Origin of the sequence: Pseudomonas sp. xss_2, assembly GCF_043104195.1 — a bacterium.
Lineage (GTDB): Bacteria > Pseudomonadota > Gammaproteobacteria > Pseudomonadales > Pseudomonadaceae > Aquipseudomonas > Aquipseudomonas urmiensis.
This window is the reverse complement of the sequence record NZ_JBICKL010000071.1, coordinates 1-24,564: the sequence shown is the minus strand read 5'-3', so window position 1 is coordinate 24,564 and position 24,564 is coordinate 1. Positions and strand designations below refer to the sequence as shown.

The following is a 24,564-nucleotide window of genomic DNA, read 5'->3' as shown; positions in this document are numbered from 1 at the left end:
AGGGCGATGGATCAGAACTTGTAGCCCAGGCCCACCATGTAGACCCATGGGTCTACATCCACGTCGACCTTGGTCTTGCTGTAGCCCAGTGCGGTTGGGCCATCGACGGTGGCCTTGGTGTCGATATCGACGTACCAGACCGAGGCGTTGACCAGCAGGTTGTCGGTGATCATGTAGTCCATGCCCAACTGGCCGGCCAGGCCCACCGAGTCTTGCAGCTTGAGGTTGCTGAAGCCCTGCTGTTTACGTTCGCTGCTCAGGTCTTCATCGAAGAACATGGTGTAGTTGATGCCCACGCCCACGTACGGCTGGAACTTCGAGCTTGGCTCCATCGGGAAGTACTGCAGCGACAGGGTCGGTGGCAGTTGCTTGATGTCCGCCAGCTTGCCGTCCAGGCCGCCGCCCAGGCCCTTGACGCCAACGGTGTGCTGGAACGGGGTGGCCGCCAGCAGCTCCAGGCCGATGTGATCGGTGAGCATGTAGGCGAAGGTCAGGCCCAATTGGGTATCGCTGTCCAGAGTAGCCTTGGTGCCCGAGACCTTGTTGCCGTCGAACTTCAGGTCGCCGCTATTTTCGTTGGGTGCGGTGGTGATGGCGCCGGCACGCAGGATGAAATCGCCCGCCTGGTGGGCGTGGGCAACAGGGGCTACGAGCGCCAGGGCAACGAGCGAGGCGCCGAGCAAGGACTTGTTCATGGAAGCTCCCAAAGGACGTTATTAAATGAGTAGTCCAATGGTACGGAGGCGTCTAAACCTAATGTTTGACCCAGCTCAAAGAACCGGCTTCACGAATCGCTAGCAGTTCTCATTTCAGCTCATAAGCGTAGATTTTCTCGGCTTCCATCTGATAGCCCGCATCGGCCAGCTCGCTGCTGCTGGCTTTGACCTGCATGCGCCCTTCGATCCAATAGGGCTGATAGAGGTCTTCGACGCGTACGCCCATCTCGCTGAAAATGTGCACGATCTGGTTCGACGGGGGTGGCGGTACATGGATGCACGCGCCGTAGTAGGGCACCAGCAGAAACTCGGTGGTGCGGCCCTCTTCGCTGACTTCCAGTGGCACGATGTAGCCGGGCAGTTTGACCTGCTGCTTGTCGAGTGCCTTGACCACTGGCGCGGCGGGGGCTTGTTGGCGCGCAGCGGGGGCGGCTTCGGCAGCCAGCGCGTCGCCGATCTGCGACAGGTCGTGCAGTGGCGTGAGCTGGGGCGGGATGACCGGGGCGCCTTCCGGGATCAGCGCCGGCCAGTCCAGCTCGCGCGGCTCTGCGGCCCAGGCTAGCGGCGTCAGCGCTATCAGCACCAGCAGCAACAGGATTTGCTGTGTGGCTGCCCGCCTGTGCGCGGGCTTGTCGAACTGTCGAACCGCAGCGAACAGGTGTGTAAGGTTCTGGATCATTGCCACTACTCAGAGATGAATCGACAAACCATCGGCCAGCGACTGCCGATAGGCACGCCAGGCTGGCACGCTACCCATCAGCAATGCCGCCCCAAGGATGATAGCCAGCAGCGTCCACTCATGTGCGCTGGGCCAGGCCAGTGGCAGGTACAAACCATAGTTGGCCTGCACATAGCCCTGGGCCAGGGCGATCCCGGCGTACAGTAGCCCCAGCCCGGCGGCAATACCGGCCACCGCCAGGGCCAAGGCTTCGAGCACCAGCAGGCCGGCGATATGCCAAGGCCGGGCGCCGACCGAACGCAAGATGGCCATCTCCCGCCGCCGTTCGTTGAGGCTGGTGAGGATGGCAGTGAGCATGCCGATCAACCCAGTCAGCACGACGAACAGCGACACCACGAACAAGGCCTGCTCGGCCGTGCCCATCAGGCTCCACAACTCCTGCAAGGCCACGCCTGGCAGGATCGCCAGCAACGGCTCAGTGCGGAACTCGTTGATCTCGCGCTGCAAACTGAAGGTGGCGATCTTGTTGTTCAGGCCCAGCATGAACGCGGTAATGGCAGCGGGCTGCAGGTCCATGGTCCGCGCTTGCTCGGCGCTGATCCTGCCGGCACCGCGTGCGGGCACGCCGTTGTGCCAGTCGATATGGATGGCCTCCATCCCGCCGAGGCTGATGTGCAAGGTGCGGTCCACTGGCGTGCCGGTGCGCTTGAGCACACCGACCACAGTGAACGGCTTGTCATCGTGCTTGACCAGGCTGATCGCCGCCACGCCGTGGGCCAGCACCAGTTTGTCGCCAAGCCCGTAGTGCAGCGCATCCGCCACTTCGGCGCCGAGCACCACCTCGAAGGGATCATCGGCGAACGCCCGGCCCTGGCTCAGTTCCAGGTGCTGGCGCCGACCGTATTGGTAATGGCTGAAGTAATCGCCCGTGGTGCCCATTACCCGGTAGCCGCGATGAGAGTCGCCCAGGGAGATCGGGATGGCCCACTTCACCCGTGGATCCTTGGCGTAATGCTGGTAGCTGTCCCAACGGATGTTGTTGGTGGCGTTACCGATGCGAAACACCGAGTACAGCAGCAAGTTGACCGACCCGGAGCGGGCGCCGACGATCAGGTCGGTGCCGCTGATGGTGCTGGCGAAACTGGCGCGGGCCTCGGTGCGCACGCGCTCGACGGCCAGCAGCAGGCACACCGACAGGGCAATCGCGAAAGCGGTCAGAAAGGCGGTGAAACGCCGGTTGGCCAGGCTGGCCAGGGCAAGGCGGAGCAGGTACATCAGGCCTCCCGGGGCTTGGCGGCGCGATTGAGTTCGGCCAGGGACAGGTGACGGTCGAACAGCGGTGCCAGGCTTTGGTCATGGCTGACGAACAGCAGGCTGGAGCCGGCCGCCCGGCATTCGTCGAACAGCAACCGGATGAACGCCTCGCGGGTATCGGCGTCCAGCGCCGAGGTCGGTTCGTCGGCGATCACCAGTTCAGGCTGGCCGATCAGCGCGCGCGCCGCCGCCACCCGTTGTTGCTGCCCGATCGACAGGGTGTCGGCACGTCGGGCGAGCAAGGCCGGATCGTCCAGCCCCAGGTGCGCGAGCAACACCGCAGCGGCCTGGTCGACGCTGCCGTGGCGCTGGCTGGCGCGTTCGGCACGACTGCGTGAGAAGCGACAAGGCAACTCGACGTTCTCGCGCACCGAGAGGAATGGCAGCAGGTTGAACTGCTGGAAAATGTAGCCGGTGTGATCGACCCGGAAGCGGTCGCGGGCGCCTTGGCTCAGTTCACCGAGGGCCTGGCCAAGCAGGCGAATGCTGCCTTGGCCGGGCAGGTTCACCCCGCCCAGCAAACCGAGCAGGGTGGTCTTGCCGCTGCCGCTGGGGCCTTTGAGGAACAGCGCCTCACCGCGCTCCAGGCGAAACTGGGCAATCTCCAGCAGTGGCGGCTGGCCCGGCCAGGCGAACAGCAGATCTTGCAGGTCGATCAGCGGCTGACTCATTTAGAAGGCGACCACCGCCTTGCTCGGCGTGGCCTCCACACCTTTCTGACCATTGGGGCCGATCAGCTGCAGATTGATTTTCTGCGTCGCCGGGAAGGCTTTGAACAGCGGGGTCAGGTCGAGGCTGCTGAGCTTGTCCGGGGTGGCGCAGGTCAATTGGTAATGAGCATGGATATCGCTGTGCTGGTGCTCATGGGCGTCGCCGTCGTCATCGGCTGCAGGCTGGTCGCCGAACAGCGGGCTCTCCAGCTCTTGCGCGTCTTCGCTGCAACCGGCGGCCTTGGCCAGGCCGAACAGCTTCAAGGGTTGTTCGAGCTGCTGGCGCACGGCGGCGACTTTGGCCTTGTCGGCGTTGCTGCTGGCGGCGTGCTCGAAGCCCACCAGGTTCATCGCCGGGCTGTCCAGTTCCAGTTCCAGGGTGCTGCCGTCGAGTACCGCATTGAGCTTGGCAACACCATGTTCATGAGCGCCGAGGCTGCCGTGGGCATGGTCGTGATCATGGTCATGGTCGTCGTGGGCATGGGCCACGGCCAGGGGCATCAAGGCGAAGGGCAGGGCGAGGAGCAGGCGGCGCATGGACGACTCCGGGAGCGTGCGGGAAGGGTTTGGTAATGTTATAACAACTTTTCTTGGCCGCGCCAGCCGCTTGGCGAAGGTTTCATGTCGTGGGAGCATGGACGCCATTGATCCTGTTGGAAGGAAGGCGTCGTGAGAATACGCGGAACGATTGGTGACTGGCCGGTGGATCTGAGCATCGAGCTGGAACCTGCGGAGTGGGCGCAGTTGGGGCGTCAGCTGGAGGTGCCGGTGGCAGAGGCGGTAGTTTCCACGACGAGTGCAGCACCACGCCAGGACGATGGCCAGTGGGCGGCGGCGCGTGAAGTGCTGCGCGCGGCTGGACAGATGAGTGGGCCAGAGCTGCTGGAACGCTTGGAAGGCTTGGCAGGTAGTACCGCGGCGGGGAAGCGCCTGCTGGTGCGCTTGCGCCATAGCAGTGAAGTGAAGGTGCAAAGCGGGGCGGATGCCCCGGTTTATCACTGGCTTGGATGAAAAGCATCGCGGGGCAAGCCCGCTCCCACGTGAGCTTAGGCTCTGTACGGAAAGCCTAAGACTTTTCATGCAGGCCCTAGTGGCGAGCCTCGTGGGAGCGGGCTTGCCCCGCGATGAGCGTTGGCGCTGTTAGAACAGCGCCGCCGCCAACTTGCGACGGTAGACGCTGACCAGCGGGTGATCGCTGCCGAGCAACTCGAACACCTGCAACATTGCCTTTTGCGGCAAGCCGTTCTCATAGCCGCGATTACGCTGGAACAACTTCAGCAAGCCATCGAGCGCCGCTTCGTACTGCTGACGCGCCAGTTGCTGAATGCACAGTTGATACGCGGCCTCATCGTCCTGCGGATTCTGCGCCAGGCGGCTCTTGAGCTCGGCCGCCTCCGGCAGGCTGGCAGCCTGGCGCAGGAAGGTCAGCTGCGCCTTGGCGCCGGCCAGTGCCGCCTTGTGCTCATCGGTCTTGACCGCATCGAGCACCACTTGCGCCTCACCCAACTCACCCCTCTCGGCCAGGCAGCGCGCATACAGAATCAGCGCTTCGGCATTGCTGTTGTCTTCACCCAGCAGGGTCTTGAGCGCGGTTTCGGCATCGGCGAAGCGGCTCTCGGCGAACAGCGCCTTAGCTGCTTCGAGCGGCGAAGCAGTGGGCGCCGCCGGCATCTGCACATGCGGTTCGAGCAGGGCGCGGATGGCCGACTCAGGCTGGGCACCGGCAAAGCCGTCGACTGGCTGGCCGTCCTTGAACAGCACCACGGTGGGCAGGCTGCGGATGCCGAACTGGGCAACCACCTGCTGTTCCACATCGCAGTTGATCTTGGCCAGCAGCAGTTCGCCCTGGTAACCCTCGGCGATCTTCGCCAGTAGTGGCATCAGCGCCTTGCACGGCGCGCACCACTCGGCCCAGAAGTCCACCAGCACGGGCTTGTGGAAGGAGTTTTCGATGACCAGTTGCTGGAAGTTGGCGTCGGTGGCGTCGAAAATATACGGCAGGGCGTTGCTATCTGGGGCTTGGCTCATCGCGACTCTCGCAAATCTCTGGATGGCACCACTATAAAGGCTCGCGGCTGGCGTGGTACAGGCTGACCCGGCGGAATTCGTGTGGCTCGGCCAGGTCCGGCAGGGTCAGTGCTTCAAGCACCCCCAATGGCTGGTACAACGGGTGGCTGAAGTCGCGTACCCGCGAGTCAGCGACCAGCGCCTGGCGGCCTCGGCTAAGAAACGCATCGAGCAGTGGCAGGTTGGCCCGGTCGTAGAGCACGTCTGCCACCAGGATCAGGTCGAAGCGATCGGCTTCGGCAAAAAAATCGCTGCTGTAACCCAGTTCGACCTCATTGAGCGCCGCGTTCGCCTGGCAGGCTTGCAACGCCAGCGGATCGAGGTCGCAGGCCACCACTTCCAATGCCCCCGCTCGCGATGCAGCGATGCCGGCGATGCCGGAGCCGGCGCCGAAATCCAGCACGCGCTTGCCACGCACCCACTCCGGGCGCTCGGCCAGGTAGCGCGCCATGGCCAGGCCGCTGGCCCAGCAGAAGCTCCAGTACGGCGGCTCTTCGAGGATGCGTTGGGTTTCTTCGCTGCTGAAGGCGCGGTCCATGTTCTGCGAATCGATCAGCCACAGCTTCAAGGCGCACTGCGGCAGCTCGCTGGCGACCAGCCGCGCTTCACCGATCAGGCCGCTCAGGGCCTGTTGCAGGTGCAACGGCGCCATCTATGGCGCCTTCTCGAAGCGCAGTGGGCCAGTGGCTTGGCTCGCGGCTTGAACAATGCGCTGCGGTGGCAGGTGCATGATCAGTTGGCCGGAGCGGCTGGCGCGGCCACGCAACTCGACCCTGGCCCCGGCTGGGAAGGCCTCGGGATTGAAGCGCAGCTGATAGGGCAGGGCCTGGCCGGTACCGATCAGGTTGCTGCTGGCCAGCAGGCGCTGCGGCCGGTCGCGTTCATCGATCACCAGCAGCGCCAGTTCGACGTCGGCGCCTGCCGGCACCTCCAGCAAGGTGCCGCTGATTTCGCGCTGGTAGGCCGGTAGCGGCCCCAGTGCCGGCGCCTTTTTCGCGACCTTGGGAGCGGGCGCTGCAGTGGGCTGCTCGCCTTTGGGTTTATCGCTGCTGCAGGCCGTCATCAGGCCAGCGAGACAGAGCACGACGAGCGCTCGATAGTGCATGGTAAAGTCCTTCACGGGCAGAATTGATTGGATGGTAACCCCTTTGGCTTGTCTTGCCAGTCGGATGCGCTACCATGGCCCTCCCTTTTTTTGTTGCCTGCCACCATGCACTGTCCCTTTTGCGGTGCCAACGACACCAAGGTCATCGACTCGCGCCTGGTCGCCGAGGGCGAACAGGTGCGTCGCCGGCGCGAGTGCGTCGCCTGCGGCGAACGCTTCACAACCTTCGAAACCGCCGAGCTGGTACTGCCGCGGCTGATCAAGCAAGACGGCACACGCCAACCGTTCGATGAAGACAAGCTGCGTGCCGGCATGCAGCGCGCGCTGGAAAAGCGCCCGGTCAGCGTCGAGCGGCTGGAAGCGGCGCTGGCCCACATCAAGCACAAATTGCGCGCCACTGGCGAGCGTGAGGTCAAGTCGCTGGTGGTGGGTGAACTGGTCATGGCCGCGCTGCGCGAGCTCGACGAAGTCGCCTACATCCGCTTCGCCTCGGTCTACCGGCGCTTCCAGGACCTCGACGAATTCCGCGAAGAAATCGACCGCCTGGCCCGCGAGCCGGCTAAAGAGTAAGCATGCCCAGCCAGACCGCCATTCTCGACGCCCACTACATGGCCCAAGCCCTGCAACTGGCCCGCAAGGGCCAGTACAGCACCCATCCCAACCCGCGCGTGGGGTGCGTGATCGTTCGCGACGGCGAGGTGGTGGGCCAGGGTTGGCACGTGCGCGCCGGTGAGCCGCACGCCGAGGTGCACGCACTGCGCCAGGCTGGCGAACGCGCAAAAGGCGCCTGCGCCTACGTGACCCTGGAGCCGTGCAGTCACCATGGGCGTACCCCGCCGTGCGCCGAGGCACTGGTCAAGGCCGGCGTTGCCCGGGTAGTCGCAGCCATGCAAGACCCCAATCCGCAAGTGGCCGGCCAAGGCCTGCGGCGCTTGGCCGAGGCCGGTATCGAAGTCGCCAGTGGCGTGCTGGAAAGCGAAGCGCGCGCGCTCAACCCCGGTTTCCTCAAACGTATGGAACACGGTCTGCCGTTCGTCCGGGCCAAGCTGGCGATGAGCCTGGACGGGCGCACCGCGATGGCCAGTGGCGAGAGCCAGTGGATTACCGGCCCTGCCGCGCGCGCCGCCGTGCAACGCCTGCGCGCCCGCTCCAGCGTGGTGCTGACCAGCGCCGAAAGTGTGATGGCCGACAACGCGCGGATGACCGTGCGTGGCGAACAGTTGGGCCTGGATGCAGAAACCACGGCCCTGGCCCTGTCACGCCCACCGCTGCGCGTGTTGATCGACGGCCGCCTGCGTCTGCCGCTGACGGCGCCGTTTTTCCAGGCAGGCCCGGCGCTGGTAGTGACTGCTGCGGCGGCTGATCCGCGTTACGCCCAAGCCGGTCACGAGCTGCTGTGCCTACCCGGCGCCGAAGGCCGGGTCGACCTGCCCGGGCTGCTCAGGGCCTTGGCAGCGCGCGGCGTCAATGAAATTCTCCTGGAGGCTGGCGCCGGCTTGGTGGGCGCCTTCGCCCAGCTAGGCCTGATCGACGAGTTCCAGTTGTTCGTCGCCGGCACCTTCCTCGGCTCCCAGGCCAGGCCGCTGCTGGACTGGCCGCTGGCGCGGATGAGCCAGGCGCCGCGGCTGAAAATCACTGAAATGCGCGCCGTCGGCGATGACTGGCGGGTCACGGCCATCCCCCTGCCGGCCACCGGCGTATAATGCCTGGCTAGCCCAGCGCAGCCCTATTTGCGAGGACAACCGCATGTTCACCGGCATCATCGAATCCATCGGCACCATCCGTAGCCTGACCCCCAAGGGCGGTGACGTGCGCGTCTACGTCCAGACCGGCAAGCTTGACCTGGGCGACGTCAAACTCGGCGACAGCATTGCCGTCAACGGCGTCTGCCTGACGGCCGTCGACCTGCCGGGCGACGGTTTCTGGGCCGACGTCAGCCGCGAAACCCTCGAGTGCACCGCCTTCGACGACTTGAAGAGCGGCAGCCCGGTCAACCTGGAAAAAGCCCTGACCCCGACCACCCGCCTGGGCGGTCACTTGGTCAGCGGCCACGTCGACGGCGTCGGCGAAATCATCTCGCGCAGCGATAACGCCCGCGCCATCCAGTTCCGCGTGCGTGCGCCCAAAGAGCTGGCCAAGTACATCGCCCACAAGGGCTCGATCACCGTCGACGGCACCAGCCTGACGGTCAACGTGGTCGATGGCGCCGAGTTCGAGCTGACCATCGTCCCGCACACCCTGTCCGAAACCATCATGGCCGACTACCGCCCAGGTCGTCGGGTGAACCTTGAGGTCGACCTGCTGGCCCGTTACCTGGAGCGTCTGCTGCTGGGCGACAAGGCTGCCGAACCGAGCAAGGGCAGTAGCATCACCGAAAGCTTCCTGGCCGCCAACGGCTACCTGAAATCCTGATTGAGAAGGGGGTGCCGAGTGGCGCTCAACAGCATTGAAGAGCTGGTGGAAGACATCCGCCAAGGCAAGATGGTCATCCTCATGGATGACGAAGACCGCGAGAACGAAGGCGACATCATCATGGCCGCCGAGTGCTGCCAGCCTGAGCACATCAACTTCATGGCCAAGCACGCCCGTGGCCTGATCTGCATGCCGATGAGCCGCGAACGCTGCGAAACCCTCAAGCTGCCGCTGATGGCGCCGCGCAATGGTTCGGGCTTTGGCACCAAGTTCACCGTGTCGATCGAAGCCGCCGAAGGCGTCACCACCGGCATCTCCGCTGCCGACCGTGCGCGTACCGTGCAGGCGGCCGCAGCCAAGGACGCCAAGGCCGAAGACATCGTCAGCCCCGGCCACATCTTCCCGCTGATGGCCCAGCCTGGCGGTACCCTGGCCCGCGCAGGCCACACCGAGGCCGCTTGCGACCTGGCGCGCATGGCTGGCTTCGAGCCGAGCGGGGTGATCTGCGAGGTGATGAACGACGACGGCACCATGTCGCGTCGCGCCGAGCTGGAAGTGTTCGCTGCCGAACATGGCCTGAAGATCGGCACCATTGCCGACCTGATCCACTATCGGATGATCCACGAGCGTACCGTTCAGCGGGTTTCCGAGCAGCCGCTGGACAGCGAACTGGGCCAGTTCAACCTGGTCACCTACCGCGATTCGGTCGAAGGCGATGTGCACATGGCACTGACCCTGGGCAAGATCTGCGCCGAAGAGCCGACCCTGGTGCGGGTGCACAACATGGACCCGCTGCGCGACCTGCTGATGGTCAAGCAGCCAGGCCGCTGGAGCCTGCGTGCGGCGATGAGCGCGGTGGCCGAGGCCGGCAGCGGCGTGGTCCTGCTGCTGGGCCACCCACTCGATGGCGACGTGCTCCTGGCGCATATCCGCGAAAGCGCCGGCGAAACCCAGGTCAAGACGCCGAGCACCTACAGCACGGTCGGTGCCGGTTCGCAGATCCTGCGTGATCTGGGCGTGCGCAAGATGCGCCTGATGAGCTCGCCGATGAAGTTCAACGCGATATCCGGATTTGATCTGGAAGTTGTAGAATACGTGCCCTCTGAGTGACACAGGCGCGCTAGTTGCCCTGGCGCTCGTGTCCAAACCCTCCTGCAGGCCGTCTACGGCGGCCTCGCTCTTTAAAATGAGAACACCGGAATGACCCTGAAGACCATCGAAGGTACCTTCATCGCCCCCAAAGGTCGCTATGCTTTGGTGGTTGGCCGCTTCAACAGCTTCGTCGTCGAAAGCCTGGTAAGCGGTGCCGTCGATGCCCTGGTACGCCATGGCGTCAGCGAAAGCGACATCACCATCATCCGTGCTCCTGGCGCCTTCGAAATCCCGCTGGTTGCACAGAAAGTCGCCCAACAAGGCGCTTACGACGCGATCATCGCCCTGGGCGCTGTGATCCGCGGCGGTACCCCGCACTTTGAATACGTGGCGGGCGAATGCACCAAGGGCCTGGCCCAGGTGTCCATGGAGTTCGGTGTTCCGGTGGCCTTCGGCGTGCTGACTGTCGACTCCATCGAGCAAGCCATCGAGCGTTCCGGCACCAAGGCTGGCAACAAAGGTGCTGAAGCTGCCCTGTCCGCCCTGGAAATGGTCAGCCTGCTGGCGCAGTTGGAGGCCAAGTGATTAGCGACGAAAGCGATCGTTTCAACCCGCGCGATCCAAAACCTGCGGATGCCGGCAAGCCCTCGAAGAGCGCCAAGCGCCGCGAAGCCCGCAAGCTCGCGACCCAGGCCCTCTACCAGTGGCACATGGCCCGGCACTCGCTGAACGAGGTCGAGGCGCAGTTTCGGGTCGACAACGATTTCTCCGATGTAGACGGCGCTTACTTCCGCGAGATCCTGCACGGGGTTCCGGCCAAGGTGAAGGAAATCGACGAGGCTCTGGCGCCGTGCCTGGACCTTGCCCTGGAAGAGCTCGACCCGGTTGAACTGGCCGTTCTGCGCCTGTCCACCTGGGAGTTCATCATGCGCGCCGATGTGCCGTATCGCGTGGTGATCAACGAAGGTGTGGAGCTGGCCAAAGTGTTCGGCGCCACCGACGGTCATAAGTTCGTCAACGGTGTACTGGACAAGCTCGCTCCGCGTCTGCGTGAAGCGGAAGTCAAGGCGTACAAGCGCTGATTGCGGCGCTGACCAGCCATGGGTGAGTTTGAGCTGATCCGCCATTACTTCGCTGCCGCGCCCTGTGCGCAGGGCGGCGAAGGCGTGGCGTTGGGGATTGGTGACGACTGCGCCCTGCTGGACCTGCCTGCTGCGCAGCAGCTGGCGGTGTCCACTGATACCCTGGTCGCCGGCGTGCATTTTCCTGCCGTCTGCGATCCTTCGCTGCTTGGCCAGCGGTCCTTGGCCGTGGCCGCCAGCGATCTGGCCGCGATGGGCGCCACGCCCATTGGTTTTACCCTGGCGCTGACCTTGCCCGAGGTCAGCGCGCAGTGGCTGCAGGCTTACGCCGAAGGCCTCAATCGCATGGCCCGCCAGTGCGGCCTGAGCCTGATCGGCGGCGACACCACCCGTGGTCCCCTGAGCATCACCATGACGGTGTTTGGCCGCGTTACACGTGGGCAGGCGTTGCTGCGCAGCGGTGCCCAGGTGGGGGATCTGCTGTGTGTCGGTGGTGAACTGGGCAATGCTGCTGGCGCCTTGCCGTTGGTGCTCGGTGAGCGCCAGGTCGAAGCCGACTTGGCTGGGCCCTTGCTGGCCCATTACTGGTCGCCCTCGCCACAGTTCGCCCTGGGCCAGGCCCTGCTCGGCAAGGCCACGGCGGCCCTGGACATCTCCGATGGTCTGTTGGCCGACTGCGGCCATATCGCCAAGGCCTCCCGGCGGGCGCTCGAGGTGAACCTGGCACAGGTGCCGGTGTCACCTGCTCTGCAGGGCTTTCTCGGCTCTGAAGCTGCGCGCCAGGCCGCGCTGATCGGTGGCGACGACTACGTGCTGGCCTTCACCTTGCCGCCGGCACAGCTTTCATCCCTGCGCGCCGCTGGTGTGCCGGTCCATGTCGTCGGCCGCGTGCTCGATGGCGAGGGCGTGCGCCTGCTGGACGAGCAGGGCCAGGACATCACCCCGCAGCAGCGGGGCTATCAACATTTTAGGGAGACACCGTGACCGACCACCCCAACCAGGTGCCTGCGGAGTTCGTTCCGCCCTCGGTCTGGCGCAACCCGTGGCACTTCATCGCCTTCGGCTTCGGCTCTGGCACTCTACCCAAGGCTCCTGGTACCTGGGGCTCCCTGGTGGCGCTGCCGTTCATCCCGCTGTGGCAGATGCTGCCAGACTGGGGCTACTGGCTGCTGCTGGGCGTGACCATGCTGTTTGGCTTCTGGCTGTGCGGCAAAGTGGCAAACGACTTGCGCGTGCATGACCATGAAGGCATTGTCTGGGACGAAATGGTCGGCATGTGGATCACCCTGTGGCTGGTGCCGGAAGGCTGGCAGTGGCTGCTCGCAGGGTTCCTGATGTTCCGCTTCTTCGACATCCTCAAGCCGTGGCCGATTCGCTGGATCGACCGGCATGTGCATGGCGGAGTCGGGATCATGCTCGACGATGTCCTCGCCGGGGTCTTTGCCTGGCTGGGCATGCAAGTTCTGGTGTGGGCGGTGGCCTGATACTTAGGAGCGGGTGGATGGGCATAAGGACGGCGTTGCTGGCTATGTTGCTGCTGCTCAGCGGCAGCGTGTGTGCCGCTAACGTGCAGGGGCAGCACCCTGCGCAGATCCACCTGGTCAGTGAAGAATGGCTCGACTACACCAATGCCGACGGCACCGGGGTGGCCTGGGACGTACTGCGCAAAGTGTTCGAGCCGGCCGGGGTCAAAGTGCTGATCCAGAGTGCGCCTTACAGCCGCGCAGTGGGCTTGGTCAAACGTGGCGAAGCGGATGCCTGGGTCGGCTCCTACAAGGAAGAGAGCGACGACAACCTCTATCCGCGTTGGCATTTCGACATGGACCATATCTATGCCTTGGGCCTTGCCAGCAAGCCGGAACCTACCCCTGAGAACATTGGCCAGTACCGGTTGGCTTGGGTGCGCGGCTACGACTACGGCAGCTACCTGCCCAACGTTCATGAATTTCGCGAGATCCAGCGGCGTGAAGGAATTCTTCCCATGCTCGAGCATGACCGGGTGGATTTCTACATTGATGCGCTGACTGAGGTGGACTACGTGCAGTCCCAAGCGGCGCGGCCTGAGCGCTTCCGGCGTACCCATATCGCCGAGTTGCCGTTGTATCTTGCGTTCGCCAGGAATGACCACGGCAAGGCGCTGAGTGCCTTGTTCGACCGGCGCATGGAGCAGTTGGTGCGCAGTGGCGAGCTGAAGGCGATCTTCGAGCACTGGAAGCAGCCGTATCCCTTTACTGCGAACAGTCAACCACATTGAGCTGAGCCCCGTCCTCTTTGCGGGTTTACCTGGCAAATTCCCCGGCCTGGCACCCTGCAATGTTCAATAAGCATCGAACTTTTCGATCTTAAGCCACGGTATTCAGCCTGCGCATATGCGCCAGCCTGCTGATACAATCGGCTCACGTGAAATTCCAAGTTACTTATCAGGAGCACAACGTGCCCGTCGTCTTTGTTGCCGCCTCGAAACTCCCGACTCCCTTCGCGACCTTCACCATGCATGGCTTTCTCGACGAAGCCACCGGCCGTGAGCACGTGGTGCTCAGCCTGGGTGATATCGCTGACGGCGAGCCGGTGCTCGGGCGCCTGCATTCCGAGTGCCTGACCGGTGATGCCTTGTTCAGCCAGCGTTGCGACTGCGGCTCGCAACTCGAAGCCGCCCTGCAAGCCATCGCCCGCGAAGGCCGTGGCGTGCTGCTGTACCTGCGCCAGGAAGGCCGGGGCATTGGCCTGTTGAATAAGATCCGCGCCTATGAGCTGCAGGATGGCGGCGCCGATACCGTCGAGGCCAACGAGCGCTTGGGCTTCGCCGCTGACCAGCGCGACTATGCCATGTGCCTGCCGATGCTCGAGCACCTGGGCGTCAAGGCGCTGCGCTTGATGACCAACAACCCGCGCAAGGTCAAGGCGCTGACCAGCATGGGCATCAACGTCGCCGAGCGCGTGCCGCTGCATACCGGGCACAACCCGCACAACCGCCTGTACCTGGCGACCAAGGCTGGCAAGCTTGGCCATATGATGGGCACCGAGCACCAAGGCGAGGTGCCTCAGGCGTGACCCGCAGCGAGGTGAAGCGGCGTCTAGCGCTGGCCTGGTGGCAATACCTGGCAGTCGGGCTGTTGCCGCTGCCAGTGATGGCCTGGGCCTTCGGTGGTGGCGACGGACTGATCCCGGTGCTGGCCATGCCACTGTTCATCGCGGGAGCCGCGACCATGTTCCTCAGCCTGCCACGCTTCGGTGCCTACAAGCGGGCGTTGATTGCCACCTCCAAGGTGCTCGGTACGCCTGAAGAGCCGGCCGCCTGGATCGAGCTGGCGCGGGTGCGGCGCATGGCCATGTTGTTCGCCTGCATCCCCGCCTGGGTCGCCGCGTTGTCAGTCTTGGTCGGGCTAGAAGCGGTAGCGCAAATCCTCCTGGCGCTGTCCACCTTGGTGTTGCTGTACCTCTATCGCATTCCGCGTCAGCTGGGCTGATGCGCGTCTTTCTTTGCCTGCTGTTGCTACTGGTTGGTGGTGCTCACGCAGCGGCTGGGCCACGGGTAATCAGCCTGGCGCCGTCGATGACGGAAATCATGCTCGAGCTGCACGCCGATGACCTGCTGGTGGGGATGCTCGACGGCGGCGAACGGCCCGCAGGGTTGGCTGCGTTGCCTTCGGTGGGGCGTCACGGCCAGCTGGACATGGAGCGCCTGCTCAGCCTCAAGCCCGACTTGCTGCTGCTCTGGCCTGGCAGTGTTGCCCCGGCCCAGCGCGATCAGCTGCGCCGCCTGGGCATCGCTACCTTCAGTGATGAAGCGAAAAACCTCGACCAACTGATCGAGCAGATCGAGACCATCGGTGTGCGGGTGGGTCGCGCTGAGCAGGCTCGGCACTATACCGCGCAACTGCGTGCCCGCCTGCAAGCACTGCGCGAGCGCTACCAACGTGATCGGCCGCTGGCGGTGTTCTATCAGGTGTGGGACAAACCGCTGTATACCTTGGGTGGCCAGCAGATCGTCAGCGATGCGCTGACTGTCTGTGGCGCGCGCAATGTCTTTGCCGACCTGACGCAGCCGGCGCCGCTGGTCAGCGTAGAGTCGGTGCTGGCGCGTGATCCAGAAGTGATCCTGGCCGCTGACAACGCGCAGCTGACGCCGTGGAAGGCATGGCCGCAACTGCGGGCCACGGCCAATCAGCAGCTGCTGGTGGTGCCAGACAAGGGCCTGGAGCGGCCCAGCGGGCAGATGATCGAAGCGACCGCCAAGCTCTGCGCAGTGCTCGACGCTAGAGTGCCGGGGTCCAGGTAAGGCTCAGCAGCCAGGTGCGGCCTTCTTCGCGATAGCCGTAGTTGCTGTTGTCATAGCTGTACAGCGCACGGCTGTAGCCTTTGTCCAACAGGTTATCCAACTTCAGGTCGACCCTGATCTGCTGGCTGGCCGTCCAACTGCCACGCAGGCCAAGCAAGCCATAGCCTGCGAGCCGATTGAGGTTCTTCTCCTCGTTGTAGCTGCTGCTGACCGCCTGCCAACTGCCACCGACACTGAACCGTTCGAACTGCCGATCGACATCCAGGCTCAGGGTGCGACGGGCGCGGCGGGCCAGGGTGTGCCCGCTGTCGCGATCACGCGGATCGATCACCGCCAGGCCCAATTGGGCCTGCCAGGCTTGCCACTGCTGATGCAGGGTCAGCTCCACCCCGTCGATGCGCGCGCTGGCCACGTTGTAGGGCTTGGTCTGCATGTCGGGGAAGATGATCGCGTCACGCAGGTCGGTGCGGTGCAGCGAGGCTTCCAGGCGGCTGCTGCTGGTCAATTGGCTGCGCCATTGCAGCTCGTAACTCTTGGAATGCTCGGGCTTGAGCTCAGGATTGCCGTACTGAGGATCGTAGAGATCATTCAGCGTGGGTGCGCGAAAGCCCTCGCTGTAGGACAGCAGCAGGTCGTTGCGCTCGGTTACCGGCAGGGTCAGGCTGGCACTCAATGTGGTTTCGCGGCCGAACTGCTGGTTGCGGTCGTGGCGCAGGCCAAGTTCGCTAGAGAACCCTTCGCCGGCATAACGATGCTGCACAAATACCGCACGGTTCCAGCGACTGCCCTCGATGAACTCGGTCGTGCCCTGAGCGCGGTCCTGATACCAATCGCCACCCAGCAACAGGCTGTGGCGTTCACCCAGGCTCAGGTCGTTCTGCCAGGTGACCTGGTCACGGTAGGTGTTGTAGACGAAGCGCTCAGCGCTGAGTTTGTCGCGCTTGTCGTCGCGGTTCTCGCTGTGGCCCAGTTCCAGGCGCGAGTGCCAGACGTCGTTCACCTGCGCGTCGAAGTAGCTGCCTACGCTGCTGACACTGAAGTCAGTGTAAGGCTTCTGGCCGAAACTCTCGAAGGTGACCGGGTCGAAGCGCCCGTAAGGGTTGTCGTATTCACTGCGACCACGGCTGTCGAGCAGGTTCAAGCCGGCTTCGAAGCGCTCGTTGAAGGTGTGGCTCAGGCTTAGGGTGAATGATTGGTTGCGATAGGCGTCATGGTCACCGTCGCTGGCAAAGGACGGGCCGGTCGAGTCGATGCCAGCGGTTTCGTCCAGGCTGGCGCCCAGACTGAAACGGGTAGCGCCGTCACCGCCAGACAGGCCCAGGCTGCGCTGCCAGGTTTGGTTGCTGCCGGCCGCCAGGCGCAGGCGCGGTTGCAGGCCAGGGCCGCTGCTGCGGCGGGTGAAGATCTGGATAACCCCGCCGATGGCGTCGCTGCCATAGACCGCCGAGCGCGAACCGCGCAGCACTTCGATGCGTTCGATCTGGTCGACGTCGAGAAACTGCAGGCCGCTGTCGCCAGAGGTGGCATTGGCGATACGCACGCCGTCGACCAGCACCAGGCTCTGGGCGGCCTTGGTGCCGCGGATGAAGATCCCCGGTAGGCTGCCGCGCCCCCCGGTGGGGGCGACCTGGACGCCGGGCACGCGGGTCAGCAGGTCGCTGACGCTGCTCGGTTGCAGGCGGTCGATGTCGCTGCGGGTGAATACGCTGTTGGCGGCGCTGGTGGTGGCGCGCGATTCAACCTGGCGGCTGGCGCTGATCAGCACGTCGGGGAGTTTCAGGGCATCGTCGCGGGCTGGTTCGGCGGCCAGCAGAGTGGTCGGCAAGCAGAGCAGGGTGGTGAGGGTTGGGATTTTCACTGGCAGTTCCATCGCTATCGCGGGGCAAGCCCGCTCCCACGCAAGCGAGCAGATAGCGTCTGTCTGCGTGGGAGCAGATAGCGCCACGCCTGCGTGGGAGCGGGCTTGCCCCGCGATTGAGCCGCAAAAAATCAGAGGCCGAGCTTGGCCATCCGCGCGCGCACCGACGCTTCGATCCCCGCCGCATCCAGCCCGCACTCGGCCAGCATCTGCGCAGGCTTGGCGTGCTCGACATAGATGTCCGGCAGCCCCAGGTTCAGCAGCGGCTTGAGCAGCGCCTCGCGAGCGAGGAACTCGCCCACCGCAGCGCCCGCGCCGCCCATGATGGCGTTCTCTTCGATGGTCACCAGCAGTTCGTGGCTGGCCGCCAGCTCGCGTACCAAGGCCTCATCCAGTGGTTTGACGAAGCGCATGTCGACCACGGTCGCGTTGATCTGCTCAGCCACGTGCAGGGCCTCGGCCAATTGCACGCCGAACACCAGCAGAGCGACTTTCTCGCCCTGGCGACGGACCACGCCTTTACCAATTTCCAGCGGCTCAAGATCGCCACTGATCGGCGCATTCGGGCCAGTGCCACGTGGATAGCGTACGGCAGCCGGGCCGTTGTACAGGTGGCCGGTGCTGAGCATCTTGCGTAGCTCGTTCTCATCGCTCGGGGTCATCACCAGCATGCCGGGGATGCACCGCAGGTACGACAAGTCGTAGCTGCCAGCATGGGTCGGGCCGTCTTCTCCGACCAGGCCGGCGCGGTCGATGGCAAACAGCACATCGAGGTTCTGCACCGCCACATCGTGGATCAGCTGGTCGTAGGCACGCTGCAGGAAAGTCGAGTAGATCGCCACCACCGGCTTGGCGCCTTCGCAGGCCATGCCCGCAGCCAGGGTCACGGCGTGCTGCTCGGCAATGGCCACGTCGAAGTAGCGTTCGGGGAAGCGCTCGCTGAACGCCACCAGGTCCGAGCCTTCCTTCATCGCCGGGGTAATGCCCACCAGGCGATTGTCGGCGGCGGCCATGTCGCACAGCCATTGACCGAACACGGCGGAGTACTTAGGGCCGCTGGCTTGTTTCGGCGCGACCGGTTTGTCGGCAGGTTCGAGCTTGGTAATGGCGTGGTAGCCGATCGGGTCGACCTCGGCGGGGGCGAAGCCCTTGCCCTTTTTGGTCACCACATGCAGGAACTGCGGGCCCTTGAGGTCACGCATGTTGCGCAGGGTGGCGATCAGGGTCGGCAGGTCGTGGCCGTCGATCGGGCCGATGTAGTTCCAGCCCAGCTCTTCGAACAGGGTGCCGGGAACCAGCATGCCCTTGGCATATTCTTCAGTGCGCCGGGCGATTTCCCAGGCGCCAGGCAAGCGCGAGAGGACCTTCTTGCTGCCCTCGCGCATGCTTGCGTAGGTGCGGCTGGAGAGGATCTTGGCCAGGTAGTTGGACAACCCGCCGACGTTGCGCGAGATCGACATGTCGTTGTCGTTGAGGATCACCAGCATGTCGGCGTTGACTTCCTGGGCGTGGTTCAACGCCTCGAAGGCCATGCCCGCAGTCAGCGCGCCGTCACCGATCACCGCGATCGATTTACGCGGGCTGTTTTGCAGGCGGGCGGCAATCGCCATGCCCAGCGCGGCACTGATCGAGGTGCTGGAGTGGCCGACGCCGAAGGTGTCGTACTCACTTTCGACGCGGCGCGGGAAGGCGGCGATGCCATCCTTCTGGCGCAGGCTGAGCATGCGCTGGCGGCGGCCGGTGAGGATCTTGTGCGGGTAGGCCTGGTGACCGACGTCCCACACCAGACGATCGTCCGGGGTGTCGAAGACGTAGTGCAGGGCAACCGTCAATTCGATCACGCCGAGGCCGGCGCCGAAGTGCCCGCCAGTCTGACCAACGGTATAGAGCAACTCCTGGCGCAATTCGTCGGCCAGGTTCTCCAGGTCGGCTTCAGCCAGCCGGCGCAGGCCGGCGGGCGTATCGGCGCGGTCCAGCAACGGGGTGACCGGGCGTTCGCGGGGGATCTCTTGAAACGTCGTGGGCATCAGGCGAGTCGTTATAGGTTTGAAGACGCGGCAGTTTACCCCATTGTGTAGGAAGCTGCCCATTCACAGGGGGGCGGTCCAAGCTTGCTGAAGCAATACCGGCGGCGTGGCGAGATCTGCTTAGTTTAGTGGCGCCGCTCGACGATATAGCGGGCCAGCGCGCGCAGCGGCTCGGCGTTATCGCCAAAGCCCTGCAATGCAGCCAGCGCCTGGTCGCGCAGCTCGATCGCGTAGGCCTTGGCCGCATCCAGGCCAAGCAAGGCTGGATAGGTCGGTTTGTCACGGGCTATGTCAGCGCCCTGGCGTTTGCCCAAGGTGGCGGTGTCACTCTCGACGTCGAGGATATCGTCCTGCACCTGGAAGGCCAGGCCGATGGCCTGGGCATACACCTGCAAGGCATCCAGTTGGGCCTGTTCGGCGCGCGCGCTGGCCAAGGCGCCGAGGCGCACGCTGGCTTCGATCAGGGCGCCGGTCTTGTGCCGGTGCATGTACTCCAGGGCTTGCTGGTCGAGCTTCAAACCCACCGAGCCGAGGTCGATGGCCTGCCCGCCGACCATCCCGGCAGGGCCGGCGGCCTTGGCCAGGGTCTGCACCATGTCCAGGCGGGTGGCAGCGGTTTGGCTGCTCAGGCGCGGGTCGAGCAGGGCGTCGAAGGCCAGGCTCTGCAGGCCGTCGCCAGCGAGGATCGCGCAGGCTTCGTCGAATTTTTTATGGGTGGTCGGCTGGCCACGGCGCAGGTCGTCATCGTCCATCGCCGGCAGGTCATCGTGGACCAGCGAGTAAGCGTGGATCAGTTCGACCGCACAGGCCGCGCCATTGGCGTCTTCGGCCGGCGCGCCAAAGGCTTCGCAGGCGGCATAGGCGAGCAGCGGGCGCACGCGCTTGCCGCCATTCATCACGCTGTAGCGCATGGCTTCATAGAGCCGCTGCAGCTCTGCCGACGGCGCCTGGAACAGCTGTTCGAGAGCGGCATCGACGCGTGCCTGGCAGGTGGCCTGGTAGCTATTGATCATTCTTGCGGCTCCGCGTCGAACGGCTGAGCGGCCAGCTCGCCGTCGCGCTCGAGCAGGATTTGCACTTTTTGCTCGGCCTGGGCCAGGGCGCCCTGGCAATCACGGGTCAGGGCGATGCCTTGCTCGAAGGCGGCCAGCGACTCTTCCAGCGACAATTCACCGTTCTCCAGGCGCTCGACCAGCGCTTGCAGATCGGCGAGGGATTGTTCGAAATCGATGGAGGTTTTTTTGCGGGCCATGGCGACTGTCTCGGTGGCATTCAGAACGGCGCGACACTAGCAGAGCGGGGCAGGGGGAGCAAATTGCCGAGGCCTATCGTTCGTCGCATTTTGTTTCATTTGCCTGCGAATATTCGTATTGCAATTTCAGAGTCTGTCCGATTGTGGCGTTCTGACCCCTCTGCCATAATCCCGCGCGCTCTGCGCCGGGGCTTGCATGGCAGCCGCCGCCCCTTCTTCCACGTCACGTAACGGACTACGTTGTGAGCTTCCTCTCGATCGAATTCGGCTTGTGCTTCACGCTGTTCTTCCTGCTCTATTGGAGCCTGTGCTGGAGCGTGCGTTTGCAGAATGCGCTGCTGCTGACCGCCAGTTATGCCTTGGTGGCCAGTTTCAGCCTGCAATCGCTGTACATCCTGCTCGGCTACAGCGCACTGGTGTACCTGCTCGGACAATTGACAGCGCGCTATCCCGGGCGCTGGTTCAACCCGGTCTTGTTACTGGCCCTGGTGCTGGGCTGCTTCTATCTATTCAAGTACCAGGAGTTCTTCGTCGCGGGTGCGCAGAGCGCGCTGGCAGCGCTGGGGCTGACGGTTTCGCTGCCGATTCTGGAGTTGCTGGTGCCGATCGGGCTGTCGTTCTATGCCTTCCACTCGGTCAGCTACCTGGTGTCGATCAATCGCCGTGAGCTTGCGCCTGTGCCCGTGCTGGATCTGGCGCTGTACCTGGCGTTCTTCCCCAGCCTGGTGGCGGGGCCGGTCAATCGTGCAGCGCACATGCTGCCGCAGATTCGCCCACAGGCCATGCGCCAGGTACTCGAGCCGCAGCGTGCGCTGGGGCTGATCGCCCTGGCGGTGGTGAAGTTGTTCTTCTTCAGCGCCTGGCTGGGCAGCGAGTGGGTCGATCCGGTGTTCGACACCCCCGGCAGCGCCAGCCCCGAGCAGGTGCTGCTGAGCGTGTATGGTTACAGCTTCCTGATCTATTTCAACTTCAGCGGCTACACCAACCTGGTCACCGGTATCGCCCTGCTATTGGGGGTGCGCTTGCCGGACAACTTCAACGCCCCCTACGCGGCACATAACCTCAAGGAATTCTGGGCGCGTTGGCACATCAGCCTGTCGCGCTTCATCCGCGATTACGTGTACATCCCGCTGGGCGGCAACCGTCAGGGGGTGTGGCGGGGCAACCTGAACATGCTGCTGGCCATGCTGGTGTCCGGCCTGTGGCACGGCGCGAGCCTGAACTTCATTATCTGGGGCGCGCTGCATGGCGTCGGTCTGGCGATCTATAAGCTGTTCGACCCGTTGTTGCCTGGCTTTGCCCGACTGCCTGGGGCAGGGCTGCTGGCTCGCCTATTGACCTTCCATTACGTCGCCTTCGCCTGGATTTTCTTCCGCAGCCCAACCCTGGACAGCGCCCTGGAAATGCTCGGCGATATTGCCCAGGTCAGTGTCGCGGGGCTGAATTCGTCCAGCGGCCTGCTGATTCTGGCAAGCGTGCTGTTGGTGGCCAGTTATCCCCAGTGGCTGAGCTTGCTACGCCAGGGGTTCGCCGCGAGCCAGCGGTTGCCCTGGCAGCTCTATCCGATCCCGCTGGCGTTGTTCGTGTCGCTGGTGATCTTCGCTTCGCAGTCGGGTGTGCCGGGGTTCATTTATGCCAGCTTCTAATGCCACGTCGTTGTCCCAGGTGCAGCTGAGCGCGGCCAAGGCGCTGTACGCCATCGTCGTCACCACGCTGTTGTTGTTCTGGCTGAACCAGGACTCGATCAAGCTCTATTGCCAGCAGAAGTATCACCAGAGCTGTGAGCTGCCGGTCATTGGCCAATTGCCGGCCTGGCGCCTGGGCGCGGGCTTGACCACGGCATTGGGCGAGGCGCGCGACAGCTTCCTCGACAGCCTCGAGCGCCAGACCCAGCTCGCCAAGGCGCCAGAGCCGCAAGTGCTACCGCCACCAATGCCGGTGGTGACGGTCGATCTGGAGCGACCACTGCTGCCGAGCAAGCCGCCAGCTAGGGCCGTGCACACTGCGGCGGCGCCATCGGTAGCAGCTGATGCTGTGACGCCGCCAGTCGCCGCCGCGCCGGCGCCCACACGTCCGTCAACTGCGCCACCGCTATTACAGCCGGGCACCGTGGCAGCCTTGGCGGCCGGTGATGAGGTATTCCTGGTCGGCGACTCACTGATGCAGGGGGTCGCGCCGCATCTGGCCAACAGCCTGCGCAAGCGCTATCAAATCAAGACCGTCAACCTCAGTCGGCAGAGTACCGGCCTGGCCTACCCGGGCTTCTTCAACTGGCCCAAGACCGTCGCCCAGACCCTTGAGCGTGAGCCGAACATTCGCCTGATGGTGGTGTTCCTTGGCCCCAACGATCCGTGGGATATGCCCCAGGGCAAGGGCAAGCCGTTCCTGCGCTTCAAGTCGCCGGAGTGGGAAGTGGCCTATCGCGCCCGCATCGATGCGATTCTCGAGCAGGCACGGGCGCATCAGGTCCAGGTGATCTGGGTCGGGCCGCCGAATATGAATCAACCGCGGCTGTCTTCGGCCATGGCCTATCTCAGTGGTCTGTACCAGCAGCAGGCAACGCTGTTCGGCCAGCACTTCGTTTCGGCCAACCCGTTCCTCGGCTATCCGGACGAGCAGTTCTCCTTTACCGTGCAGTCGCCGCAAGGCAAGCGAATCAAAGTCCGTTATGACGACGGCGTGCATTTCACCATCACCGGGCAGAAGATGATTGCGGCGCAGGTACTGTCGCTGATCAGCTTCCCGGCCCTCACCGTTACAGGACATTGACCATGCGCCAATGGCATCACCTGCTGGGCCTGGCCCTGCTGATCAGCAGCGTGCCCGGCTGCAGTGCCGGTGTGAGCGTGCCGGCCCAGCCTGCGCCCGCCAAAGTTGCCACCGCGCCCGCCACTCGCCAGGACGGCAACCTCGGCGTGTTCGCCGACAAGTTGCGCAACGCCAGGCGTGCGCCTGTCTCTATTGTCCAGCTGGGTGACTCACATACCGCCGCCGACCTGTTCAGTGGCGAGCTACGGCGTCTGCTGCAAGCGCGCTATGGCGATGGTGGTATCGGCCTGGTGCCGGCGACCTCGGTGCCGGGTATCCGCAATGATCGGGTGATCATCAACAGTGAGCGCCGCCAGTGGGAGTTGATCTCGGCGCGTAACCAGCAGAGCAGCCAGTTTCCTCTGGGCGGCTACCTGTCGTTGCCGCTCGCAGCCCGGCCTAAGGTGAACCTGCAAGCGCGCGACGCCGATGCGCAGCGTTACAAGGTGTCTGCCTTGTACCAGGCCAGCCGTAACAGCACCTTGCTCGCCAATGGCAATCAGCGGCGCATGCTGCCAGCCACCAACGGTCAGTGGCGCTTGAGCCCAGCGTTTAACAATCTTGGCCTACCGATGCAGCTAGGCCTGGAGGGGGGCGAGGGTGTGCTGCTGGGTGGCTGGTACCTCCAGGGGCAGAAGAATGCCGGGGTGACCTATTCCTCGCTGGGCATCAATGGTGCGCGTCTGGAGGTTGTGGATAAGTGGCAGCCCGGTTGGCAAGACAGCCTCAAGCTGTTGCGACCGGACCTGGTGATCCTCGCCTACGGCACCAACGAGGCGTTCGATGACAAGCTCGACCTGGCGCTGTACCAGTCTCAGCTCGATGCGACCCTGAGCAGCTTGCGCAAGCAGTTGCCGCGGGCGGCGATCTTGTTGGTCGGGCCACCGGACTCGATCAAGCAGCGCAAGGCGCGTTCATGCGCAGCCAAGCAGCCACAGCCGTTGGCTGGGGTGGTGCGGGTGCAGCGGCAGATGGCGCAGAAACACAAGGCGTTGTTCTGGGATTGGCAGGCCTACATGGGCGGGCCATGTTCGATTGCCCGGTGGCAGGCCGGGGGGCTGGCGCGAGGGGATCTGGTGCACCTGACTGGCGAGGGTTATCGCAAGAGTGCGGCGGGGTTGTATGAGTTCTTGAAAGGGTCGCTTCGGTTGCGCTGAGGCGGC

General features: G+C 64.3%; 28 protein-coding genes. 16 read left to right on the top strand and 12 right to left on the bottom strand.

Going from position 1 to position 24,564, the window contains the following annotated elements; all coding sequences use genetic code 11:
* Positions 1-11: 11 nt before the first annotated feature.
* The 5 genes from ACF8K2_RS17925 to ACF8K2_RS17905 form a co-directional block, all read right to left on the bottom strand.
* Entirely contained in the window at positions 12-695 is a 684-nt protein-coding gene (locus tag ACF8K2_RS17925; protein WP_186557335.1) for an OmpW family protein, read from the bottom strand.
* 109 nt (positions 696-804) lie between these two features.
* On the bottom strand, positions 805-1,395 hold the full coding sequence (locus ACF8K2_RS17920; protein ID WP_225915628.1) for a DUF3299 domain-containing protein: 591 nt from the start codon (positions 1,393-1,395) through the stop codon (positions 805-807).
* A 9-nt stretch (positions 1,396-1,404) separates the two neighbouring features.
* On the bottom strand, positions 1,405-2,670 hold the full coding sequence (locus ACF8K2_RS17915; RefSeq protein ID WP_392466521.1) for an ABC transporter permease: 1,266 nt from the start codon (positions 2,668-2,670) through the stop codon (positions 1,405-1,407).
* On the bottom strand, positions 2,670-3,380 hold the full coding sequence (locus ACF8K2_RS17910) for an ATP-binding cassette domain-containing protein (RefSeq protein WP_264236581.1): 711 nt from the start codon (positions 3,378-3,380) through the stop codon (positions 2,670-2,672). Before ACF8K2_RS17910 ends, ACF8K2_RS17915 begins: the two co-directional genes overlap by 1 nt.
* Entirely contained in the window at positions 3,381-3,956 is a 576-nt protein-coding gene (locus tag ACF8K2_RS17905; protein ID WP_392466517.1) for a DUF2796 domain-containing protein, read from the bottom strand. It lies immediately after the preceding gene.
* A 132-nt stretch (positions 3,957-4,088) separates the two neighbouring features.
* Between ACF8K2_RS17905 and ACF8K2_RS17900 the strand changes: the two genes are divergently transcribed.
* Positions 4,089-4,430 carry a hypothetical protein gene (locus ACF8K2_RS17900; protein WP_392466514.1) on the top strand — a complete coding sequence of 114 codons (342 nt, stop codon included), beginning with the start codon at positions 4,089-4,091 and terminating at the stop codon, positions 4,428-4,430.
* 129 nt (positions 4,431-4,559) lie between these two features.
* Here ACF8K2_RS17900 and trxA read toward each other — a convergent pair whose 3' ends face one another.
* Genes trxA through ACF8K2_RS17885 form a run of 3 tightly spaced genes read right to left on the bottom strand, consistent with a single transcriptional unit; the run spans position 4,560 to position 6,591 of the window.
* Complete coding sequence (trxA, locus tag ACF8K2_RS17895; RefSeq protein ID WP_392466512.1) at positions 4,560-5,447, bottom strand: thioredoxin; 888 nt, start codon at positions 5,445-5,447, stop codon at positions 4,560-4,562.
* A gap of 31 nt (positions 5,448-5,478) precedes the next feature.
* Positions 5,479-6,138 (bottom strand): class I SAM-dependent methyltransferase, encoded by a 660-nt coding sequence (locus ACF8K2_RS17890; RefSeq protein WP_392466509.1) that lies wholly within the window; start codon positions 6,136-6,138, stop codon positions 5,479-5,481.
* Positions 6,139-6,591 (bottom strand): YbaY family lipoprotein, encoded by a 453-nt coding sequence (locus tag ACF8K2_RS17885; RefSeq protein ID WP_186556618.1) that lies wholly within the window; start codon positions 6,589-6,591, stop codon positions 6,139-6,141.
* A gap of 105 nt (positions 6,592-6,696) precedes the next feature.
* Between ACF8K2_RS17885 and nrdR the strand changes: the two genes are divergently transcribed.
* The 12 genes from nrdR to ACF8K2_RS17825 all read left to right on the top strand — a co-directional run bounded on the left by nrdR (position 6,697) and on the right by ACF8K2_RS17825 (position 15,456).
* Positions 6,697-7,161 carry a transcriptional regulator NrdR gene (gene nrdR, locus ACF8K2_RS17880; protein ID WP_186556619.1) on the top strand — a complete coding sequence of 155 codons (465 nt, stop codon included), beginning with the start codon at positions 6,697-6,699 and terminating at the stop codon, positions 7,159-7,161.
* A 2-nt stretch (positions 7,162-7,163) separates the two neighbouring features.
* Positions 7,164-8,294, top strand: a complete 1,131-nt coding sequence (gene ribD / locus ACF8K2_RS17875; RefSeq protein ID WP_392466506.1) for a bifunctional diaminohydroxyphosphoribosylaminopyrimidine deaminase/5-amino-6-(5-phosphoribosylamino)uracil reductase RibD — start codon at positions 7,164-7,166, stop codon at positions 8,292-8,294.
* 43 nt (positions 8,295-8,337) lie between these two features.
* Positions 8,338-9,003 carry a riboflavin synthase gene (locus tag ACF8K2_RS17870; RefSeq protein WP_264236589.1) on the top strand — a complete coding sequence of 222 codons (666 nt, stop codon included), beginning with the start codon at positions 8,338-8,340 and terminating at the stop codon, positions 9,001-9,003.
* 18 nt (positions 9,004-9,021) lie between these two features.
* Entirely contained in the window at positions 9,022-10,113 is a 1,092-nt protein-coding gene (ribBA, locus tag ACF8K2_RS17865; protein WP_186556622.1) for a bifunctional 3,4-dihydroxy-2-butanone-4-phosphate synthase/GTP cyclohydrolase II, read from the top strand.
* Positions 10,114-10,203: 90 nt separating this feature from the next.
* Positions 10,204-10,680, top strand: a complete 477-nt coding sequence (gene ribE / locus ACF8K2_RS17860) for a 6,7-dimethyl-8-ribityllumazine synthase (RefSeq protein WP_003255395.1) — start codon at positions 10,204-10,206, stop codon at positions 10,678-10,680.
* Complete coding sequence (gene nusB, locus ACF8K2_RS17855) at positions 10,677-11,177, top strand: transcription antitermination factor NusB (RefSeq protein WP_186556623.1); 501 nt, start codon at positions 10,677-10,679, stop codon at positions 11,175-11,177. Before ribE ends, nusB begins: the two co-directional genes overlap by 4 nt.
* Positions 11,178-11,195: 18 nt before the next feature.
* The gene (gene thiL, locus ACF8K2_RS17850; protein ID WP_392466502.1) at positions 11,196-12,161 is read left to right on the top strand and encodes a thiamine-phosphate kinase; all 966 of its coding nucleotides are present in this window, start codon (positions 11,196-11,198) and stop codon (positions 12,159-12,161) included.
* Positions 12,158-12,661: a phosphatidylglycerophosphatase A gene (locus ACF8K2_RS17845; RefSeq protein ID WP_312151861.1), complete on the top strand. Its 504-nt coding sequence runs from the start codon at positions 12,158-12,160 to the stop codon at positions 12,659-12,661. Before thiL ends, ACF8K2_RS17845 begins: the two co-directional genes overlap by 4 nt.
* A gap of 17 nt (positions 12,662-12,678) precedes the next feature.
* Complete coding sequence (locus ACF8K2_RS17840; protein WP_392466499.1) at positions 12,679-13,431, top strand: substrate-binding periplasmic protein; 753 nt, start codon at positions 12,679-12,681, stop codon at positions 13,429-13,431.
* 179 nt (positions 13,432-13,610) lie between these two features.
* Positions 13,611-14,228, top strand: a complete 618-nt coding sequence (gene ribA / locus ACF8K2_RS17835) for a GTP cyclohydrolase II (RefSeq protein ID WP_186556627.1) — start codon at positions 13,611-13,613, stop codon at positions 14,226-14,228.
* Entirely contained in the window at positions 14,225-14,644 is a 420-nt protein-coding gene (locus tag ACF8K2_RS17830) for an MFS transporter (RefSeq protein ID WP_186556628.1), read from the top strand. The genes ribA and ACF8K2_RS17830 overlap by 4 nt, the downstream gene beginning before the upstream one ends.
* Entirely contained in the window at positions 14,644-15,456 is an 813-nt protein-coding gene (locus ACF8K2_RS17825) for a cobalamin-binding protein (protein WP_392466496.1), read from the top strand. The genes ACF8K2_RS17830 and ACF8K2_RS17825 overlap by 1 nt, the downstream gene beginning before the upstream one ends.
* Here ACF8K2_RS17825 and ACF8K2_RS17820 read toward each other — a convergent pair.
* The 4 genes from ACF8K2_RS17820 to ACF8K2_RS17805 all read right to left on the bottom strand — a co-directional run bounded on the left by ACF8K2_RS17820 (position 15,434) and on the right by ACF8K2_RS17805 (position 20,593).
* On the bottom strand, positions 15,434-17,326 hold the full coding sequence (locus tag ACF8K2_RS17820; protein WP_392466494.1) for a TonB-dependent receptor domain-containing protein: 1,893 nt from the start codon (positions 17,324-17,326) through the stop codon (positions 15,434-15,436). The two genes, ACF8K2_RS17825 and ACF8K2_RS17820, sit on opposite strands and share 23 nt — an antisense overlap.
* Positions 17,327-17,445: 119 nt before the next feature.
* Positions 17,446-19,341 (bottom strand): 1-deoxy-D-xylulose-5-phosphate synthase, encoded by a 1,896-nt coding sequence (dxs, locus tag ACF8K2_RS17815; RefSeq protein WP_392466492.1) that lies wholly within the window; start codon positions 19,339-19,341, stop codon positions 17,446-17,448.
* Between the two features lie 125 nt (positions 19,342-19,466).
* A complete protein-coding gene (gene ispA, locus ACF8K2_RS17810) occupies positions 19,467-20,354 on the bottom strand; it encodes a (2E,6E)-farnesyl diphosphate synthase (RefSeq protein WP_186556632.1) in 888 nt (295 codons plus the stop codon).
* Positions 20,351-20,593 (bottom strand): exodeoxyribonuclease VII small subunit, encoded by a 243-nt coding sequence (locus ACF8K2_RS17805; protein ID WP_186556633.1) that lies wholly within the window; start codon positions 20,591-20,593, stop codon positions 20,351-20,353. Before ACF8K2_RS17805 ends, ispA begins: the two co-directional genes overlap by 4 nt.
* Positions 20,594-20,835: 242 nt before the next feature.
* On the opposite strand from ACF8K2_RS17805, the gene ACF8K2_RS17800 reads away from it, so the two are divergent.
* Genes ACF8K2_RS17800 through ACF8K2_RS17790 form a run of 3 tightly spaced genes read left to right on the top strand, consistent with a single transcriptional unit; the run spans position 20,836 to position 24,558 of the window.
* On the top strand, positions 20,836-22,239 hold the full coding sequence (locus ACF8K2_RS17800; RefSeq protein WP_392466488.1) for an MBOAT family O-acyltransferase: 1,404 nt from the start codon (positions 20,836-20,838) through the stop codon (positions 22,237-22,239).
* A complete protein-coding gene (locus ACF8K2_RS17795; RefSeq protein ID WP_392466485.1) occupies positions 22,226-23,362 on the top strand; it encodes a DUF459 domain-containing protein in 1,137 nt (378 codons plus the stop codon). The genes ACF8K2_RS17800 and ACF8K2_RS17795 overlap by 14 nt, the downstream gene beginning before the upstream one ends.
* A gap of 2 nt (positions 23,363-23,364) precedes the next feature.
* A complete protein-coding gene (locus tag ACF8K2_RS17790; RefSeq protein WP_392466483.1) occupies positions 23,365-24,558 on the top strand; it encodes an SGNH/GDSL hydrolase family protein in 1,194 nt (397 codons plus the stop codon).
* The last annotated feature ends 6 nt before the right edge of the window (positions 24,559-24,564 follow it).